Here is an 18,255-nt window from a genome sequence, read left to right as displayed (position 1 = left end):
TATTTTCTTTTATTTTATTATGTTTGCAAGCGCGCGTTCAAGAGTCGGGTAGATAAATGTGTACCCGTTTTCAATGGCCTTCTTCGGAAGAACCCTCTGCCCTTCAAGCAAGAGAATGCTCATTTCCCCAAGAGCTGCTTTAATGGCGCCTTTTGGAGCAGGCAGCCAGTGCGGACGATTCAGCTGCTCACCGAGTACTTTTCCAAAAGTATTCATCTGAACAGGGTTTGGGGCAGTCGCGTTTACAGGGCCGCTGATCGCTTCGGTTTTAATAATATGGTCCATCAGACCGGCAATATCCATAACATGAATCCAGGACATCCACTGATTGCCCGAGCCAAGCGGACCCCCGCCGTACAGTTTGTATGGAGTGATCATTTTAGGAAGCATGCCTCCTTCGCCGAGGACGATGCCGAAGCGGGCGTATACCGTGCGGATCCCGAGATCGCGGATCATGGATGCTTCCTGTTCCCATTTCTGGACGGTGCTGGATAGAAAATCACTGCCGGTTGTTTCCGATTCTTCAGTAAAGGTTTTTTCTTCTGACGTTCCATAAATCCCGACGGCACTTGCATTAATAAAAACAGACGGTTTCTGTTTCAATGATTCAAGAATTTTATAGACCTCACGGACAGATTCCACCCGGCTTTCGACAATTTCCTGCTTCGTTTCTTCCGTCCAGCGGGTGCTGATGGATTTGCCGGCCAGATTAATCATTGCGTCCAGCCCTTCAAGGTGTTCGGAGGGATTGGCTCCGGCTGTCATCCATTGCACGTAACGGATGTTTCCGTAGCCTTCTTTCTCACTTCGGGACAGGATGATCACCTGATGGCCTTCTCTCGCAAAGTACTGGGCAATATTGCTTCCTGTGAAACCGGATCCTCCGGCAATCGCTATTTTCAACTTCAATCACCTCGCGCTGAATTTTTAAATGCTTTTTCTAAGCTCTACCCTGCCTCCCTGATGGTAAACGTGTGATAAAATAAGAGGGAGGTGTTGAGGATGGCTTTTATTACAAAAATTACGTCCCAGCAAAAAAATGCAGAACGGTATAACATTTTTTTGGACTACGGCAAAGGGGAAGAATTCGGCTTCGGCGTCGATGAGCATACTTTGATCAAGTATGGCCTCGGCAAAGGAAAAGAACTCTCAGACCTGGATATTGCCGAAATTCGGACAGGCGATGAAATCAGGAAAGCGTATAACTCGGCTCTGGATTATTTAAGCTACCGGATGCGGTCTTCAAAAGAGATCCAGCAGCAGCTCGCTAAAAAGGAATTTCAGCCTGAGACCATTCAGGAAGTGCTTTATCAGCTGGATGAAGCGGGATTAGTCAATGATTCCAGATTTGCAGAAGCCTATCTGAAAACCCAGATGAATTCATCCGGTAAAGGCCCGGATGTCATCAGGCAGGAGCTGATTCAAAAAGGGATCTCTCCATTAGATATTGAACAGGCTTTATCTTTATATTCCCACGAAGAGCAGCTGGATGAAGCGATGAAGCATGCTGAGAAATTTTTGAAAAAGAACCAGTCACTATCAACGTTCCAGGTTAAAAAGAAGCTGGAACAGCTGCTGGTCAGGAAAGGCTTTAATTTCAGCCTTGTTTCGTTAGTGCTTCAATCCATCGATTACAGCAATAACCAGGATCAGGAACGTGAGGCTCTTGCCCGTCACGCAGAGAAAGCCAGGTCTAAATACAAGCCGGAGAACGGTTTTGAAAACCGGCAAAAGATGAAGCAGTATCTTTACCGGAAGGGCTTCTCGATTGAAATGATTGACGAGTACCTGAATAATCCGGATGAATTTATACAAAGTTAGTATTCGCGTTAAAGAGAGAAAGTCCTGTCTGGACAGCATATTAGGGGGGAAGTCATTTGGAAACCAGACGTTACAGTGAAATGACAGCGTTTGAGCTGAATTCGGAAATTGGCTCCTTAAAAGAAAAAGCAAGAAAAGCCGAGCAGATGGGAATGGTAAACGAATTTGCTGTACTGGACCGGAAAATATCCATGGCAAAATCGTACCTTCTCGATCCGGCGAGTTTCCAAGCGGGGGAAGAATATGAAATTGATGGGGCTCCCGGTGAAGTATTCAAAATTGTCTATATGAATGGGATTTTCGCCTGGGGCTACCGGCTGGAAACACCGGATACGGAAGAGGCTCTGCCCATCTCCGTGCTGGTTAAATAAAAAGGACTGGCTCCACATAAGCCAGTCCTTCACACATTAATTGTGTTCTCTGCGCTCGCCGGAAGCTCTCATGCGTTCCTGCGGATGATCATTGATTGTTCCATCTGCCCGTTTGGAAGCATAAGCGCCTTTCGCCCGTGCTTCACCCTCAGCTCTTGCTGCAATTGGAAAATCTTTCGCTTTGTTCCGCAATCGAACCGCCTCCAGTGTAAAGTTCGCTTCAATAAGAAGTAGAAGCGTACCGTTATTATGTGCGGAGCCATTTGTTTTATAATAGAAGGTACAGGCAGAATTGCCTTTTAAAAAAGGAGGTGCCCATTATGGAGAGCCATTTGGAGCGTCTGACCGATTTGCTTCTTTTGAAAAATGATTCGCTTGCTCATGCCCAGGCGAGAACATGGGTCGAACTGCTTTGGAGCGATTTTGAAGCAACCTATGCGAGAGCGGGGGAAAAGTATCAGGGAGCCGAAATGACCGAAGCGATCGTCCGAAAATGGATTGAACAATATGGTCCCCGCCTGCATGAATTTGTGGCGACAAATCCGAAATATCAGCATCTTCTCAACCAGGATGATTATTTAAAGCATTAAAAAGAGGCGGAAAACCGCCTCTTTTTATCATCAAAACCTTGAAGCTTCTAACCGCAGGGACTGCGGGGATCGCCTAATCAATAACGGGCGGTTACGCCCGTGTTCGCCCGTGTTCTTAGGAATCCCCCACTTCAAATTTCTGCCAGGAAATTAAGTGGGGGTAGTTCAATCTGGAATCAAGTGAAGTTTTTTCCTCAGCTTTTCCTCGCTGAAAATCCAGCCGGTGTAAGAGCTGACGATCGCCAGGCTGGTGTCCAGTTGAACGATCGCCACAAAAGGATAATACCCTTTGCTCCGGTAGCGCAAATCAATAAAACGGACCTCGTAATGATCCGAATATTCCTCTACTTCCCAGCGGTAAACCGGTGAGAAGGATAAAAATGCTGAGATGTTGTGGTCCAGCTCCGCTGCTTTGATCAGTTCGGTTTGCGGAACAGGAACCCGGTCGAACTCATCCAGGACGGTCAGCTTTCCATTTACATGACGGGCTACATAGAAATGGGTTTCTGTTGTGATCGCCAGATGCCAGTTGCGGAACCGCAGTGTAGGCGAAATCGTAATATCCGTAACACGATTGAATTTCTCCTTGATTTCATGCGCGATTTTTTTATTCATTGCGTAGCGGAGAACATAGTACACGGCCAGAAAAGCAAACATGACGGCAAACACAGGTCCTTGCGGGGCGCCGAAAACCCAGACCAGTATGGCGATAATATGAATCAGAAAAATGATCGGATCAAAGGTGTTGATCAATCCGAGGGCGATCCACTTATCCGAGAACGGCCTCAGTGCCTGCGTGCCGTAGGCATTAAAAATATCAACGAACACGTGCAAAGCTACCGCGATAAATGTCCATAAAGCTAGATGCAGAAGGTCAATTCCCGGATACAGGAAATAAATCAGTCCAGTAATCAGGATAGACCAGAGCAGAACTGCCGGTATGGAATGGGTGATGCCGCGGTGATTCCGAATATAGACAGCATTATTGCGAAGTTTTAAAATAGTATCCAGGTCCGGAGCCTGTGAGCCGAGAATGGCAGCTGCCATCACAGCACTCGAAGCTGCTGGATCGCTTCCGATGACAGGATCGAGTGTCGCTGCTCCTCCAAGGGCGATCCCCATCACGACATGGGTGGCTGTATCCATCGTATTCCTCCCATCAACTTATCCAGTATAAAGCTATGTTTCCCATTATAGAGTGAATTTTAACATCCGGAGGCTTTTACATGAAATCATATACTTCTGATTTACAGATTCAGCAGTTTCAGCATGACTTGATTAGCTGGTTCCAGAAAGAACAGAGAATTCTTCCGTGGAGGGAAAATGCAGATCCCTACAGAGTATGGGTATCTGAAATTATGCTCCAGCAAACGAGAGTAGACACCGTGATCCCCTATTTTTTAAATTTCATGGAAAAGTTCCCGACGGTCGCTCACCTTGCCGGTGCAGACGAGGAACAAATCCTGAAAGCCTGGGAAGGGCTGGGCTATTATTCAAGGGTTCGGAATCTGCAGACTGCGGTCAAAGAGGTGCATGCAGAATACGACGGAGTGGTTCCGGCAGATCCTGAAAAATTCGGGGAATTGAAAGGAGTGGGCCCATATACAAAAGGCGCGGTTATGAGCATCGCCTATAACATTCCGGAGCCTGCGGTTGACGGAAACGTCATGCGTGTCATGTCCCGGATCCTTCTGATCGAAGAGGATATTGCCAAACCGAAGACACGGAAAGTGTTCGAAGAGGCAATCCGCGACGTCATCTCTAAAGAGAATCCATCCGACTTCAATCAGGCCCTTATGGAACTCGGTGCCTTAATCTGCACTCCCGGGAAACCATCCTGCCTGCTGTGCCCGGTCCGTGAACACTGCAAAGCATTTGGAGAAGGAAGGCAGCAGGAACTGCCTTTTAAAAGCAAAAAGAAAAAACAGAAATCCCTGTTGCTCGCAGCTGCCGTCCTCACTGACAGCAGCGGAAGCTACTGGATCCATAAACGCCCTTCATCCGGTCTTCTAGCAAATCTATGGGAATTCCCGAACTGTGAAACGGTCTCGGACATTTTGCCGCAAAAAGAGGAACTGCAGCTGTTTCTGCATGAGGAATATAGGGCAGCAGTGGAGCTGCAAGCTCTGGAAGGTACCATCCAGCACGTATTCAGCCATCTCATCTGGAACCTTGTCCTATTTAAAGGTGTTACAGACCATATCCCGGAAGGCAGCGGACTCATTAGAGTAACAGAGGAAGAAATGAAGCAATACGCTTTTCCTGTTTCCCATCAAAAGATTTATCAGCTTTATCAGGATCAAATGTAAAAAAACAGGCCGGAAGAAGATTCTTCCGGCCCTGCTGTCTCCTTAATCGTAACTGACTTCTGTCCCATGCGTATAATCCGCTTCATTTCTTTTCATGCCCCCGCGGTCTTCAATCTCCTTCATGATTTCTTTATGGATCGTCAATCCCTCAGAATTCATATAAGGAAGAATCTGCTGAAAGGCGTGGTGGAAATAAGCAAGTTCATCATTTCTCCATTCTCTTTTTGAAACCATCGTGAGTTCAGACATGTCCCGTCCTACATACATTAGTGGTGCCCCCTTGCGAATATGGCGTATGTTCATTATTGTTTGATACAATAAAGACATCTATGCGAAAGAAAAGAGGAATGGACCATGACACAAAATCGAGTTGCGCTTGTAACAGGAAGCAGCCGCGGAATCGGCAAAGCAATTGCGCTCAGGCTTGCAGAACAGGGCTACAACATTGTCATCAATTATGCCCGGAGCAAGCAGGCTGCCCTGGATACAGCAGAAGAAATTGAAAAGCTCGGTGTAAAAACCCTCGTTGTAAAAGCTAACGTAGGAAAAATGGACAAAATCAGGGAGCTATTCGAACAAATTGACTTAACCTTCGGACGCTTGGATGTATTCGTGAACAACGCCGCATCCGGCGTACAGCGCCCGATAATGGAGCTGCAGGAAAACCATTGGGACTGGACAATGGATATCAACAGCAAAGCCCTGCTCTTCTGCGCTCAGGAAGCAGCCAAGCGGATGGATGAAAACGGAGGAAAAATCGTCAGCATAAGCTCCCTCGGCTCGATACGGGTCTTGGATAACTATACGGTCGTCGGCGTTTCAAAGGCTGCTCTGGAAGCATTAACGCGCTATCTGGCAGTAGAACTTGCTTCAAAAGGAATCGTAGTGAATGCCGTATCCGGCGGCGCTGTTGATACAGAAGCACTGAAGCATTTCCCGAACCGCGAAGAGCTCCTGCAGGACGCCATCGCTAAAACGCCTGCTGGAAGAATGGTGGAAATTGAAGACATCGTAAACGCTGTAGACTTCCTCATTTCCGATCAATCATGGATGATCCGCGGCCAAACCATTATCGTCGACGGCGGCCGCTCCTTACTCGTTTAAGGTTATAAAAAAAAATAAAACGCAGCGAATATTACCTGCCTCCACAGGACATTCTATTTTTTGTGGAGGTGATTACAATGGCAAACAACAACCAAAACCAACAACAAGCTGGTAAAACAACTTCTGGAACTAACGTTCAACACGTTAAGCAACAAAACCAGCAAGCTGCTCAAGGCCAATACGGCACTGAGTTCGCTTCTGAAACTGATGCACAACACGTGAAGAAGTACAACCAGCAAGCTGAAGCAAACAAATCTAAAAACAGCTAATTCACACCACTAAATGCAGCAAATGCATGAGAGGCCGCCCGCAAGAATTTTCCTTATTTCCATACTCTGCACAACGACCGCTTACCGCAAGTGGGTCCGGCAGGGGGAGAGAAAGGACGGCTTGCACACGGGCGGCCTCTTTCCTGTGGTTTTTTTGTTTGACAGGAATTTAATTGGGCGAAGGTGCAGCGTGCCTGTTCCCGCGTTTACTTTAATGTAAAATGTGTACTGTGCCTGACCTTACATTTACTTTAATGGGGAAAAGGGGGGCGGGTGCCTGTGACTCCACATTCACTTTAATGGGGACAAAGTTGCCCCGGTGCCTGTCCCCACATTCACTGCCGTACTAAAGCTCCGGCACCTGCTCTGTGAGAGCCTGTGCCGCAAGGGCCGGCGGAGCAGTGCCTCTGCCCCCACATGCGGTGAAGCAGCAGGGGACAGGCAGCGTGCCTGACCCCACAATCACTGCCGCACTAAAGCTCCGGCACCTGTTCTGTGAGAGCCTGTGCCGCAAGGGCCGGCGAAGCAGTGCCTCTGCCCCCACTTGCGGTGAAGCAGCAGGGGACTGGCACCAGGTGTGGGTTTCTTAGTTGAAGCAGCAGAGCACTCCGGTGTTGGTTTCTTCGGTTAAAGCAGCAGAGCACCCGGTGTTGGTATCTTCACTAAAGCAGCAAGGCACCCCGGTGCTTGTTTCCTCATTCTCCTTTACTCCCTTTCCCCATTCGACAAACCCTCCCATACATCCGCAAATTTTTTCAAAGGAAGGCTCCATCCTGGGACCGAATACATAAGAGAAGAATATTTGGAGGCGAAAGGGGCTCATGCATGAGCAAATTTGATCTGCTTGTAGGAGAGCAGCTGAAGACGATGGACCGGCTGCTGGAGCTGCAGGGTGAGGTGGAGCGGTGCCAGAGAATTGAGAGGGAGCTTGAGCGTCTTCAGTCTGAGGATCGTCTGAAGGTGGTTCAGGGTGAGATTCAGGAGATGAAGCGGGAGCTGTATCTGATTCAAACGATGTTTGAGGAGCAGACGGAGGAAGTGATCCGCTCCTATAAAAGCAATACAGTGAAGGGAGGATGAAATGCGTGCGCGGCCTTTTATTTTCTTTTTGGAAACAGTAGCGGTATAATGAGAGGAAATAGAACTTTGGCTGCTGGAAATGCGCGGAAATTCTTTCAGGAGCTGCTTTAAAGGATGGCGAAAAAGATGGGCTTACCGGCGGAAGGGGAAACAATACAAATACACAGCTATAAGCACAACGGCAAGCTGCATCGGATCTGGGAAGAAACCATGATATTGAAGGGTACTGATCAATTGATTATTGGCGGGAACGACCGCACGACCGTTGTGGAGTCGGATGGCAGGACCTGGATTACGAGGGAGCCTGCAATCTGTTATTTCCATGCGAAGCACTGGTTTAATATTATCGGGATGCTTCGTGAGGATGGGGTTTATTATTACTGCAACATCAGTTCACCGTTTGTATGGGATGATGAGGCGCTGAAGTACATTGATTATGATCTGGACGTAAAAGTATATCCGGACAAATCCTATGTCCTTCTTGATGAAGATGAGTATGAAGCGCATAAAAAAGAAATGAAATATCCTGGTGTTATCGATTTGATTTTGAAAAGAAATGTAGAGCGGCTCATTAGATGGATCAAGGAAGGGGAAGGTCCCTTTTCAGATGAGTTTATTGATACATGGTACGAGCAGTATTTGAGGTTTTCCAAATAGAAAGGCCTGTTGGAGCCATCAGCAGGTTTTTTGTTTTGGGCGGCAGACATCATGGGGGTTAAAGCATGGGCTCAATAAAAAGATATATGGTTTTTGTAAAACCTTATAAGTGGCAGATTGCGGGGACGATTGCAATTGGGGTTGTGAAATTTGCCATCCCGCTTCTGATTCCGCTTCTCATCAAATATGTTGTGGATGACATTGTGGGCGGGGCCGGTTCAGCCCAGGAAAAAACAGAGCACCTTTTCACGATCCTTGGGATCATGTTCGGAGTGTTTGTAGTGATGAGGCCTCCGGTTGAATACTACAGGCAATATTTTGCACAGCTCGCATCAAACCGGATCCTTTACGATATAAGGGATCAGCTGTTTACCCATCTCCAAAAGCTCAGCCTCCGTTATTATGCGAATACCCGTGGCGGCGAAATTATTTCCAGGGTAATCAATGATGTGGAGCAGACGAAAAATTTTGTCATGACCGGTCTGATGAACATTTGGCTCGACGTAGTGACCATTTTAATCGCCATTGCGATTATGCTGACGATGGATATCCCTCTGACCCTGGTCTCTATTGTCCTCTTCCCGCTGTATGGCTTTTCGGTGAAATTCTTTTATGGGAAACTACGCCATTTGACGAAGGTCCGTTCCCAGGCTCTGGCCGAAGTGCAAGGGCATCTGCATGAACGGGTGCAGGGAATGCCGGTGATCCGCAGTTTTGCCATTGAAGATCATGAGCAGAGGCAATTTGCTGCCGAGAATAAAAACTTTCTCGATAAAGCCATCGATCATACGAGCTGGAACGCAAAAACGTTTGCCGTCGTGAACACGATCACTGATGCCGCTCCATTGATTGTTATTGCATATGCAGGCTATCAGGTGATTCATGGGGATTTGACGATTGGAACGATGGTCGCTTTTATTGCTTATATTGAACGGCTTTACGGTCCGCTCAGAAGACTGATCAATTCCTCAACCTTAATCACCCAGGCCTTTGCTTCCATGGACCGTGTCTTCGAATTCATGGATGAACCGTATGATATTGTAGACAAGCCCGATGCCATCAAAGCCGACCGTGTGAAGGGAACCGTTCAATTTGAGGATGTGACGTTTCAATACGGAGAAAAGGAAGAGAAGGTGCTTGACCGGGTCAGCCTCCAGGCGAACAGGGGGGAAACCATCGCTCTTGTAGGCATGAGCGGTGGCGGAAAATCAACCCTCGTCAGCCTGATTCCGAGATTTTATGATGTGTCAGGCGGAAGAATTACGCTTGATGGCATTGATATTCGGGACTATGAAGCAACCAGCCTGAGAAATCAAATCGGGATGGTGCTGCAGGACACCTTCCTCTTTTCCCATTCGGTAAAAGAAAACATTCTGGTTGGAAAGCCGGATGCAACGGATGAAGAGGTCATTGAAGCGGCCAAAGCTGCGAACGCCCATGATTTTATCATGAAACTGCCGGAAGGCTACGATACAAAGGTGGGGGAACGGGGAGTCAAGCTTTCCGGAGGGCAAAAACAGCGCGTCTCGATCGCAAGGGTGTTCTTGAAAAATCCGCCCATCCTCGTCATGGATGAAGCAACAAGTGCGCTCGATCTGGAAAGTGAGCACCTCATACAGGAAGCACTGGAAAAACTATCGAAAGACCGGACAACCTTCATCGTTGCCCACCGTCTTTCCACCATCACGCATGCAGGCCAAATTGTGCTGATGGAGCATGGGAAAATAGCAGAGAAGGGCACCCATCAGGAATTAATGGCCAAAAAAGGACTGTATTACAACCTTTTTCAAATTCAGCAATTAAATATGTAAGAAGCTCTCCGGTGACCGGAGAGCTTTTTTGCATAGGTGGGACAAAAAGTACATAAAGATGTAGTACATTCGTATGTACTTCTGTGAAAAAAATAGTATAGGAGAAAATTTTATTTCAGAATATTTACACTAATTTAAATATTTGATATATTATTGAACTATAAAACTTCTATGTTTCCCTCATCATGCTTCATCAACGACCTTCAGAGAGTTTCTACATACTTGAATTAAAATGATCGCCGATTTTGTAAGCAGTTTAGTAAAACAGGCAGGTGGACCCGCGGTTTCTGGGCGTGGAGTGTGGCATTCCGTTCTGATTTATTGCAGAAAAAGGCACCTAACCAGTTCATTCCGTCAGGGGTTTCGGCATGAATTCCAGCACGTAAAACAGGAATGGCAAATCGTGTTCTTATAGCAGCTGGTCATTCATACACACAAAAATGAAAAAGAAATGTTCCGCCAAAGGGGGCAGGCCGTTTGAATCGTGAGAAAGTTTTGGAAGTCCGCAATCTGTCGGTTGGCTTTACAAGGGAGAAGACGGTCATTGATGTAGTAAAGTCGGTGGATCTTACATTGAATAAAGGAGAAATCCTTGGTGTCGTAGGTGAATCGGGCTGCGGGAAAAGTGTTACATCAATGGCGCTGATGGGTCTGCTTCCGAATACATCTTCAGTCAGAGGTGAAATTCTTTATAAACAGAAAGACCTGCTGAAGGAGAGGGAGTCTTCGCTAAGAAAAATCCGCGGGAATGAGCTTGCGATGATTTTTCAAGAGCCGATGACGTCTCTTAATCCGCTGCTGAAGATTGGAGAGCAGCTGATGGAAGCGTGCAGGATTCATACAAAATGTTCAAAAAAAGAGGCGAGGGAACAGGCGGTGAAGATGCTCGGTCTTGTCGGGATGCCGCGGCCCGAGTCACTGCTTGGGGAGTACCCGCATCAGCTGTCAGGCGGGATGCGGCAGCGGGTGATGATTGCGATGGCGATGATTTGCAATCCGGAGGTTTTGATTGCAGACGAACCGACGACTGCGCTGGATGTAACAATTCAATCACAGATTTTAGCGCTCATGAAGGATTTGAATAAAAAACTGAATACTTCAATCCTGCTCATTACCCATGATCTTGGGGTTGTGGCGCAAATCTGTGACCGGATTGCGGTGATGTACGCGGGCCAGGTTGTGGAGACCGGTTCAGTGGAGGCGATTTTTGCAAATGCAAAGCATCCCTATACGAGAGGGCTTTTGCAATCTGTTCCGGATATCCGGGTGAAAAAGGAGCGGCTGTTCTCCATAAAGGGGCAGGTTCCGAAGCCCGGGAGCATCCGCCAGGGCTGTTCCTATGCGAACCGGTGTGAGTTTGTTCAGCCGCTTTGCATAGAGTCCGGCCCGGGATTAAAAGTATATGGTGAGCAGCAGGTCCGCTGCTGGCTTTATGAAGAGGAGGGGGCCTTGGTTGAGTCAGCCATTGCTAGAGATTGAGGATTTGAGAAAAGTATATACAAGCCATAAGGGGCTTCTTGGCCAAAATAAAGTGGAGGTCACTGCAGTTGACGGTATCCGCCTTGAGCTGAAGGCAGGGGAAACGCTCGGGATTGTAGGAGAGTCGGGCTGCGGGAAGTCGACTCTCGGCCGGCTGATTGCGAGATTGACAGAGCCGAGCGGCGGCAAGGTGACGTTTGATGGAAAGGCGCTTTTTCAGCTGAACCAAAATGAAATGAAATCTGTAAGGCGGGATATGCAGATGGTATTTCAGGACCCGTATGCGTCCCTGAATCCGAGGCAAAGGGTCCAGTCAATCTTGGAGGAACCGCTTCTTGTCCACGGGATGGGCTCCAAGAGTGAGAGAAAGGAAAGGGTTGCGGAAGTCATGAAGGTTGCCGGCTTTGATCCGGACCTTGGCAAAAGGTATCCGCATCAGTTCAGCGGCGGCCAGCGGCAGCGGATCGGTATTGCGAGAGCATTGATGACAAACCCGAAGCTCATTATCGCAGATGAGCCGGTTTCCGCTCTGGACGTCTCGATTCAGGCACAGATCCTGAACCTGCTGAAAGAGCTGCAAAGCAAGTTTTCGCTGACCTATCTGTTTATCTCCCATGACCTGGGAGTAGTCCGGCATATCAGCGACCGGGTTGCCGTAATGTATCTTGGCCGGCTTGCCGAGCTGTCAGACTGTGAATCTCTTTACAAGGATCCGCTTCATCCGTATACAGAGGCACTGCTTTCAAGTGTTCCGGTGGCAGAACCTGCCGGACGGAAAGAACCGATTGTGATAAAAGGGGACATGCCGAATCCGGCCGATCCGCCAAAGGGCTGTGCTTTCCACACACGATGCCCGAAGGTAATGAGCATGTGCAAAGAAGTGAGACCGGAGCTTTACCCGGTTAAGGATGGTCGTTTCGCTGCCTGTCATTTGTATGCTTGAGCAGCGTGAATGATAAATGATGGGGAAAACAGGGGGGAAACTTGATGATGAGCAAAAAATGGTCTGCACTGGGCTTAATGATGGTTCTCGTTCTTTCACTTGTATTGTCAGCCTGCAGCGGCAAATCAGCCGGCGGGGATGGCGATGGTGAGGGCGGAAACAAGGCAAGCGGGAAAGACACATTGATTTACGGAAGGGGCGGGGATTCGACATCCCTTGATCCAATCACTACGACAGAAGGGGAAGCTTTTAAGGTTACAGAGAACATTTATGAAAGTCTTCTCACATACGGTGACAAAGATACGACTGTCCAGCCTGCATTGGCCGAGAAATGGGAGGCGTCTGATGACGGACTGACATACACGTTTTATCTCCGCAAAGGCGTTAAGTTCCACGATGGCACAGATTTTAATGCAGAAGCCGTCATTGTGAACTTTGAACGCTGGATGAACGGGGATGCAGAAAAATTCCCTTATTACACGATGTTCGGCGGCTTTAAAAGTGAGGAGGGTCATGTGATTAAAGAAATTACAGCTAAAGATGATCACACGGTTGTGTTCACCTTGAAGCGCCCGCAGGCACCGTTCCTTAAGAACATTGCCATGTCTCCTTTCGGCATCTCAAGCCCTGCTGCCATTGAAAAATACGGCGACGACTTAAGATCCAACCCGGTTGGAACCGGCCCGTTTAAATTTGTAGAGTGGAAGGCGAACGACCGCATTGTTCTTGAGAAATACGATGGCTACTGGCTGAAAGACTATCCGAAGCTGAAGCAGGTTATATTCAAAACCATTCCTGAAAACTCTGCAAGGCTGAATGCCCTGCAAACAGGAGAAATTGATCTGATGGACGGTCTGAATCCGTCTGATCTTGATAAAGTGAAAAGCGATAGCAAGCTGCAGCTGTTTGAGCGTCCTTCCATGAACGTCGGGTATGTCGGCTTAACGGTTACGAGAAAGCCGCTTGACAATAAATTGGTCAGACAGGCGCTGAACCATGCAGTAGATAAAAAGGCCATCATCGACTCCTTCTACGGAGGGTTTGCAGAGCCGGCGAAAAACCCGATGCCTCCTTCACTTGAAGGGTATGATGATTCCACTGAAGAGTATCCTTATGATGTGGAAAAAGCAAAGGCACTTCTGAAGGAAGCAGGATTCCCGGATGGGTTTGAGATGGAGCTGTGGGCCATGCCTGTAGCACGTCCTTATATGCCTGAAGGAATGAAGGTTGCAGAGGTCTTGCAGGCAAGCTTTGAAAAAATCGGAGTCAAAGCAAAAATCGTAACATACGACTGGGCAACGTACCTGGATAAAGCAAGCAAAGGAGAAGCCGATTCCTTCCTATTGGGCTGGACTGGAGACAATGGAGACCCGGACAACTTCATCTACACACTGCTTGATAAGGACAGCATCGGCGGAAACAATTACACGTACTTTGCCAATGAAGAGCTCCACAAGATCCTGATCGAAGCTCAAACGGTGACAGATCAGGCGAAGCGTAATGAACTGTACAAACAGGCACAGGCAATCGTGCATGATGAAGCTCCATGGATTCCGCTCGTGCATTCCACGCCGATGATGGCGGGAACTGCGGATATTGCGAACTTTATCCCGCATCCGACTGGAACAGATTTGTTCACGAAAGTTGAATTTAAGTAAGAGAGAAAAGGGAGGAGTGCATGCTCCTTCCTTTTTTCATTTTGGAAAGGAGCATACGTGATGCTATCATACTCTCTCAAACGAATCGGCATGCTGATCCCGGTACTGCTAGGGATGACGATTGTTGTTTTTGGCATTATCCGTGCCATTCCGGGCGATCCTGCACAGGTCATTCTCGGACAGCGGGCAACGGAGGAAGCGGTCCGCCAGCTGACGGCCAAGCTTGGCCTCGATCAGCCGATCCATATTCAATATGGCTCCTACCTGATGGATTTGCTGCGGGGGGACCTTGGCGAATCGATCCGGACAGGTGAACAGATCAGCAAGGAAATCATGCCTTATCTTGCAGCAACTGCAGAGCTGACCATTTTTGCCATGATCATTGCAGTTGTAGTTGGAGTGAATGCCGGTATCATCAGTGCCTGGTTCCAGCGCTCCTGGTTTGACTATTTAGCGATGGTTATCGCGCTGATTGGAATTTCCATGCCGATTTTCTGGCTTGGTTTAATGGAGCAGTGGTTTTTCTCGATTCAGCTCGATTGGCTTCCGACGACAGGCAGGGAAAACATCCGGAATCCAGTAGATTCGATCACGAATCTATACCTGATTGACACTCTGATCCAAGGAAGGTTTGATCAGTTTGGAGAAGTGCTGAGCCATCTGATTCTTCCGGGAACGGCCCTTGCCACCATCCCGATGGCGATTATCGCGAGAATCACCAGATCCAGCATGATTGAAGTGCTGAATGCGGATTACATACGTACAGCCAGAGCAAAAGGACTGAGGATGAGCTGGGTGGTATACCGCCATGCTTTAAAAAATGCTGTGATCCCGATCCTGACTGTGATTGGGCTTCAAACAGGGCTTTTGCTCGGCGGCGCGATCCTGACTGAAACCATCTTCGGCTGGCCTGGCCTCGGCCGTTATGTCGTCGATGCGATCGGATTCCGTGACTACCCGGTAATCCAATCCGGGATCCTGCTGATTGCCTTGCTGTTTGTGCTCGTAAATTTGATTGTAGATCTGCTCTACGCGGCCATTGACCCGCGGATCAAATACTAAGGAGGGAAGCGCTATGGGAGAACCGCAGCTCACACCCGCACATCTGCAACATTCAGAAGAGAAAATACGAACCCCTTTTCAAGAGGGTCTGCATGCCTTTATGAAAAACAAAATCGCTGTGGCAGGAACAGTGATTGTGCTGTTCTTTGTTGCTGTAGCGATTTTTTCACCGCTGATTGCTCCCTATACGATCAATGATCAGGATCTTGGACGGCGCCTGCTTCCTCCATCTGCTGACCATTTTTTCGGTACCGATGACTTTGGGCGGGATATCTTTTCAAGAGTGGTGCACGGGGCCAAAATCTCGCTGTTCGTCGGATTCTTTGCCGTACTTGGCTCCATGGTGATCGGCTCTCTGCTCGGAATCATTGCCGGCTATTATGGCAGATGGGCTGACACGATCATTTCCAGGCTGTTTGACATTATGCTTGCATTCCCGAGCATCCTGCTTGCGATCGCCATCATCTCCATTCTCGGACCATCCCTTCAAAATGCCCTGATTGCCATCGCGATCATTAATATCCCAAACTTTGGGAGGCTGATCCGCGCGAAGGTACTCAGTGTAAAGCAAGAGGATTACATCATGGCTGCAAAATCCGTCGGAATGAAGGACTCCCGGATCCTGCTGAGACACGTCCTCCCAAACAGCTTTTCTCCAATTATTGTTCAGGCGAGCCTTGCTGTCGCAACGGCCATTATCGAAGCGGCTGCCCTCGGGTTCCTCGGACTCGGAGCACAGGCGCCAAGCCCAGAGTGGGGCAAGATGCTTTCCGATTCAAAAGCCTATTTGATCCAGGCTCCGTGGACCATGATTTTCCCTGGACTGGCAATCATGCTTACGGTTCTTGGATTCAACCTGATGGGGGATGGACTGAGAGACGCGCTTGATCCAAAATCAAAACAATAAAAAAGGATGGCCCGCTGACGGCCATCCTTATTCTTTGACTTCACTAACCTTAATCTCGTTTTCATCTTTATGGTAGCTCTGAAAGCTGTTGATCAGCGTATCCAGATGCTCCAATTGCTCACTGTAATCCAATATGCTCGCAACAAGCGGAAGCATATGATAAAAGCAGCCGGGATCATGGCATTGGTTCTGGTACTTCATAAACTCATCCACCAGTTCCCGTTTATTAAAATACCCTTCCTGAATGAGTTCCTGCGGTGTATCCGTTTTGATTTTCCCGATAAACTTCAGCAAGATCCGCTCATGGTAGCTCAGCAGGTAATCAAGTTCGGTCGTAATCATTTTCTGGAGCTCCGGTGTCGTCAGATGAAGCTCATGTTCAAGCCGGTGCAATTTTTTCAGGGTCTCTAGAGCCTTGTTGGTGGTCAGCAGCATCTGGCGGAATAACACCAGCTTCCTTGCTTTAGACAGAGTACTCCGTCTGAAATAGCTTCTCTCTTCTTTATAAAGAAGATAAAGCTGATCCAGCTGCATCATATTCTCTTTAAGGCGTTCAATGTCTTCCTTCAGCACACTGTGCTCGGACGCCTGGCGAATATTGATGCGGATCCATTTCAAAATTTCCTCTGTGCTGTCCGAAATCCGGTAATACAGCTTTGTCTCATATTTAGGAGGAAGGAACACAAGATTCACAACAAAAGCTGAAAATACTCCGAGCATAACCGTCCCGAAACGAAGCAAAGAAAACTCGATGAAATTGTCGCTCTGTGTCTCCATGATCGCGATGACTGTAACAAGCGCTACCGGAATTGTATTCTGGATCTTCAATTTAAGATTGATCGAAATCACAAGAACGGCTGTAAGGCCGACAACAAACGGATGGGGTCCGAAAACAAGTCCGAATATAATGGCAAAAGCGGCTCCAATAAAATTAGCCTGGACCTGTTCGATAACGGATAAATAAGACCGGTAAATCGTAGGCTGGATGGCAAAAATCGCGGCAATCCCTGCAAATACAGGAGACTGCAGCCCAAGAAGCGACGCAATCCACAAAGCAATCGTAATCGCAATCCCGGTCTTTAAAATACGGGCACCGAGTTTCATATAAGTTAAGGTTACATTCCTTTCAAAAGGTATAAGTAAACAACTACGTAATATACAACGTTTAAAGAGATTATTCAAGTTACTATTTCCCATTATCGGATAAATCATAACGCACTCTTTCTGGAGAGGAAAAAAGGGGTCTTTATTTATAAGGATGAAAGCAGTTACATTGGGTTTTCAAACATTTAGACATTTTTTTACTTGTGAGGATCGAATAACTTCCCGACCGGGAGCTTTTTTTCCTGCAACTAGCGGTTCGTGGGACTGGAAGTTTTTAAAATAGCGGCTTCTGAGATTGAAACCTGGTTATTAAGCTTAAATTTATAAAAATAGCGGCTTCTGGGACCGGTGGGCTGCCGGACCGGTCTCCAGAGCCGTTATTTAGTTCATGTAAACGCTAACAGTCGCATTATCGGTCTCAGATGCACTTATTCTCTGTTCAAATGGTCAAAACAGCTCCATTTTCTGCAAATAGCGTCTTCTGAGACCGAAACCTGGTTATTAAGCTTAAATTCATGAAAATAGCGTCTTATGAGACCGGTGGGCTGCCGGACCGGTCTCCAGAGCCGTTATTTAGTTTGAGTAAGCGCTTACATTATCATTATCGGTCTCAGATGCACTTATTCTCTGTTCAAATGGTCAAAACAGCTCTTTTTTCTGCAAATAGCGTCCCCTGAGACCGAAACCTGGTTATTAAGCTTAAATTTATTAAAATAGCGTCTTCTGGGACCGGTGGGCTGCCGGACCGGTCTCCAGAGCCGTTATTTAGTTCATGTAAACGCTAACAGTCGCATTATCGGTCTCAGATGCACTTATTCTCTGTTCAAATGGTCAAAACAGCTCCATTTTCTGCAAATAGCGTCTTCTGAGACCGAAACCTGGTTATTAAGCTTAAATTCATGAAAATAGCGTCTTATGAGACCGGTGGGCTGCCGGACCGGTCTCCAGAGCCGTTATTTAGTTTGAGTAAGCGCTTACATTATCATTATCGGTCTCAGATGCACTTATTCTCTGTTCAAATGGTCAACACAGCTCTTTTTTCTGCAAATAGCGTCCCCTGAGACCGAAACCTGGTTATTAAGCTTAAATT

General features: G+C 47.6%; 19 protein-coding genes. 14 read left to right on the top strand and 5 right to left on the bottom strand.

The features are described from left to right. Positions 1-9: 9 nt before the first annotated feature. Positions 10-903, bottom strand: coding sequence for a TIGR01777 family oxidoreductase (locus tag GKZ89_RS18975; protein WP_155113976.1), 894 nt, complete (start codon positions 901-903; stop codon positions 10-12). A gap of 99 nt (positions 904-1,002) precedes the next feature. Between GKZ89_RS18975 and recX the strand changes: the two genes are divergently transcribed. Continuing rightward, entirely contained in the window at positions 1,003-1,821 is an 819-nt protein-coding gene (gene recX, locus GKZ89_RS18970) for a recombination regulator RecX (protein WP_155113975.1), read from the top strand. 56 nt (positions 1,822-1,877) lie between these two features. After that, on the top strand, positions 1,878-2,192 hold the full coding sequence (locus tag GKZ89_RS18965) for a YfhH family protein (RefSeq protein ID WP_155113974.1): 315 nt from the start codon (positions 1,878-1,880) through the stop codon (positions 2,190-2,192). 36 nt (positions 2,193-2,228) lie between these two features. On the opposite strand, the gene sspK is transcribed toward GKZ89_RS18965, so the two are convergent. Next, complete coding sequence (gene sspK, locus GKZ89_RS18960; RefSeq protein WP_155113973.1) at positions 2,229-2,384, bottom strand: small, acid-soluble spore protein K; 156 nt, start codon at positions 2,382-2,384, stop codon at positions 2,229-2,231. 128 nt (positions 2,385-2,512) lie between these two features. Here sspK and GKZ89_RS18955 point away from each other — a divergent pair, with 128 nt between their 5' ends. Next, positions 2,513-2,782 carry a YfhJ family protein gene (locus GKZ89_RS18955; RefSeq protein WP_155113972.1) on the top strand — a complete coding sequence of 90 codons (270 nt, stop codon included), beginning with the start codon at positions 2,513-2,515 and terminating at the stop codon, positions 2,780-2,782. Positions 2,783-2,947: 165 nt separating this feature from the next. On the opposite strand, the gene GKZ89_RS18950 is transcribed toward GKZ89_RS18955, so the two are convergent. After that, positions 2,948-3,928 (bottom strand): metal-dependent hydrolase, encoded by a 981-nt coding sequence (locus GKZ89_RS18950; RefSeq protein WP_155113971.1) that lies wholly within the window; start codon positions 3,926-3,928, stop codon positions 2,948-2,950. 80 nt (positions 3,929-4,008) lie between these two features. Here GKZ89_RS18950 and mutY point away from each other — a divergent pair, with 80 nt between their 5' ends. Next, complete coding sequence (gene mutY / locus GKZ89_RS18945; protein WP_155113970.1) at positions 4,009-5,091, top strand: A/G-specific adenine glycosylase; 1,083 nt, start codon at positions 4,009-4,011, stop codon at positions 5,089-5,091. A gap of 42 nt (positions 5,092-5,133) precedes the next feature. On the opposite strand, the gene GKZ89_RS18940 is transcribed toward mutY, so the two are convergent. Beyond that, positions 5,134-5,358 carry a hypothetical protein gene (locus tag GKZ89_RS18940; RefSeq protein ID WP_155113969.1) on the bottom strand — a complete coding sequence of 75 codons (225 nt, stop codon included), beginning with the start codon at positions 5,356-5,358 and terminating at the stop codon, positions 5,134-5,136. Between the two features lie 87 nt (positions 5,359-5,445). Between GKZ89_RS18940 and fabL the strand changes: the two genes are divergently transcribed. The 10 genes from fabL (at position 5,446) to GKZ89_RS18890 (ending at position 16,061) form a co-directional block, all read left to right on the top strand. Beyond that, positions 5,446-6,195, top strand: a complete 750-nt coding sequence (gene fabL, locus GKZ89_RS18935) for an enoyl-[acyl-carrier-protein] reductase FabL (RefSeq protein WP_155113968.1) — start codon at positions 5,446-5,448, stop codon at positions 6,193-6,195. Between the two features lie 77 nt (positions 6,196-6,272). Next, positions 6,273-6,464 (top strand): gamma-type small acid-soluble spore protein, encoded by a 192-nt coding sequence (locus GKZ89_RS18930; RefSeq protein ID WP_155113967.1) that lies wholly within the window; start codon positions 6,273-6,275, stop codon positions 6,462-6,464. Positions 6,465-7,289: 825 nt separating this feature from the next. Then, on the top strand, positions 7,290-7,544 hold the full coding sequence (locus GKZ89_RS18925) for a YgaB family protein (RefSeq protein ID WP_155113966.1): 255 nt from the start codon (positions 7,290-7,292) through the stop codon (positions 7,542-7,544). A 126-nt stretch (positions 7,545-7,670) separates the two neighbouring features. Continuing rightward, positions 7,671-8,201, top strand: coding sequence for a nucleoside tri-diphosphate phosphatase (gene ntdP, locus GKZ89_RS18920; RefSeq protein WP_155113965.1), 531 nt, complete (start codon positions 7,671-7,673; stop codon positions 8,199-8,201). Between the two features lie 65 nt (positions 8,202-8,266). Continuing rightward, the gene (locus GKZ89_RS18915) at positions 8,267-10,012 is read left to right on the top strand and encodes an ABC transporter ATP-binding protein (protein ID WP_155113964.1); all 1,746 of its coding nucleotides are present in this window, start codon (positions 8,267-8,269) and stop codon (positions 10,010-10,012) included. Positions 10,013-10,489: 477 nt separating this feature from the next. Continuing rightward, positions 10,490-11,491 carry an ABC transporter ATP-binding protein gene (locus GKZ89_RS18910; RefSeq protein WP_155113963.1) on the top strand — a complete coding sequence of 334 codons (1,002 nt, stop codon included), beginning with the start codon at positions 10,490-10,492 and terminating at the stop codon, positions 11,489-11,491. Then, positions 11,466-12,434, top strand: coding sequence for an ABC transporter ATP-binding protein (locus tag GKZ89_RS18905; protein ID WP_155113962.1), 969 nt, complete (start codon positions 11,466-11,468; stop codon positions 12,432-12,434). The genes GKZ89_RS18910 and GKZ89_RS18905 overlap by 26 nt, the downstream gene beginning before the upstream one ends. A 47-nt stretch (positions 12,435-12,481) precedes the next feature. Beyond that, a complete protein-coding gene (locus tag GKZ89_RS18900) occupies positions 12,482-14,092 on the top strand; it encodes an ABC transporter substrate-binding protein (protein WP_155113997.1) in 1,611 nt (536 codons plus the stop codon). 60 nt (positions 14,093-14,152) lie between these two features. Then, positions 14,153-15,154 (top strand): ABC transporter permease, encoded by a 1,002-nt coding sequence (locus GKZ89_RS18895; RefSeq protein WP_155113961.1) that lies wholly within the window; start codon positions 14,153-14,155, stop codon positions 15,152-15,154. Between the two features lie 13 nt (positions 15,155-15,167). Then, positions 15,168-16,061, top strand: a complete 894-nt coding sequence (locus tag GKZ89_RS18890) for an ABC transporter permease (RefSeq protein WP_155113960.1) — start codon at positions 15,168-15,170, stop codon at positions 16,059-16,061. 27 nt (positions 16,062-16,088) lie between these two features. Here GKZ89_RS18890 and GKZ89_RS18885 read toward each other — a convergent pair whose 3' ends face one another. Then, entirely contained in the window at positions 16,089-17,165 is a 1,077-nt protein-coding gene (locus GKZ89_RS18885) for an FUSC family protein (RefSeq protein WP_155113959.1), read from the bottom strand. Positions 17,166-18,255 lie beyond the last annotated feature (1,090 nt).

The sequence above is a fragment of the Metabacillus mangrovi genome, from assembly GCF_009711125.1.
Lineage (GTDB): Bacteria > Bacillota > Bacilli > Bacillales > Bacillaceae > Metabacillus_B > Metabacillus_B mangrovi.
Note: the sequence above shows the minus strand (reverse complement) of the source record. Positions and strands in the feature narration are given on the sequence as shown.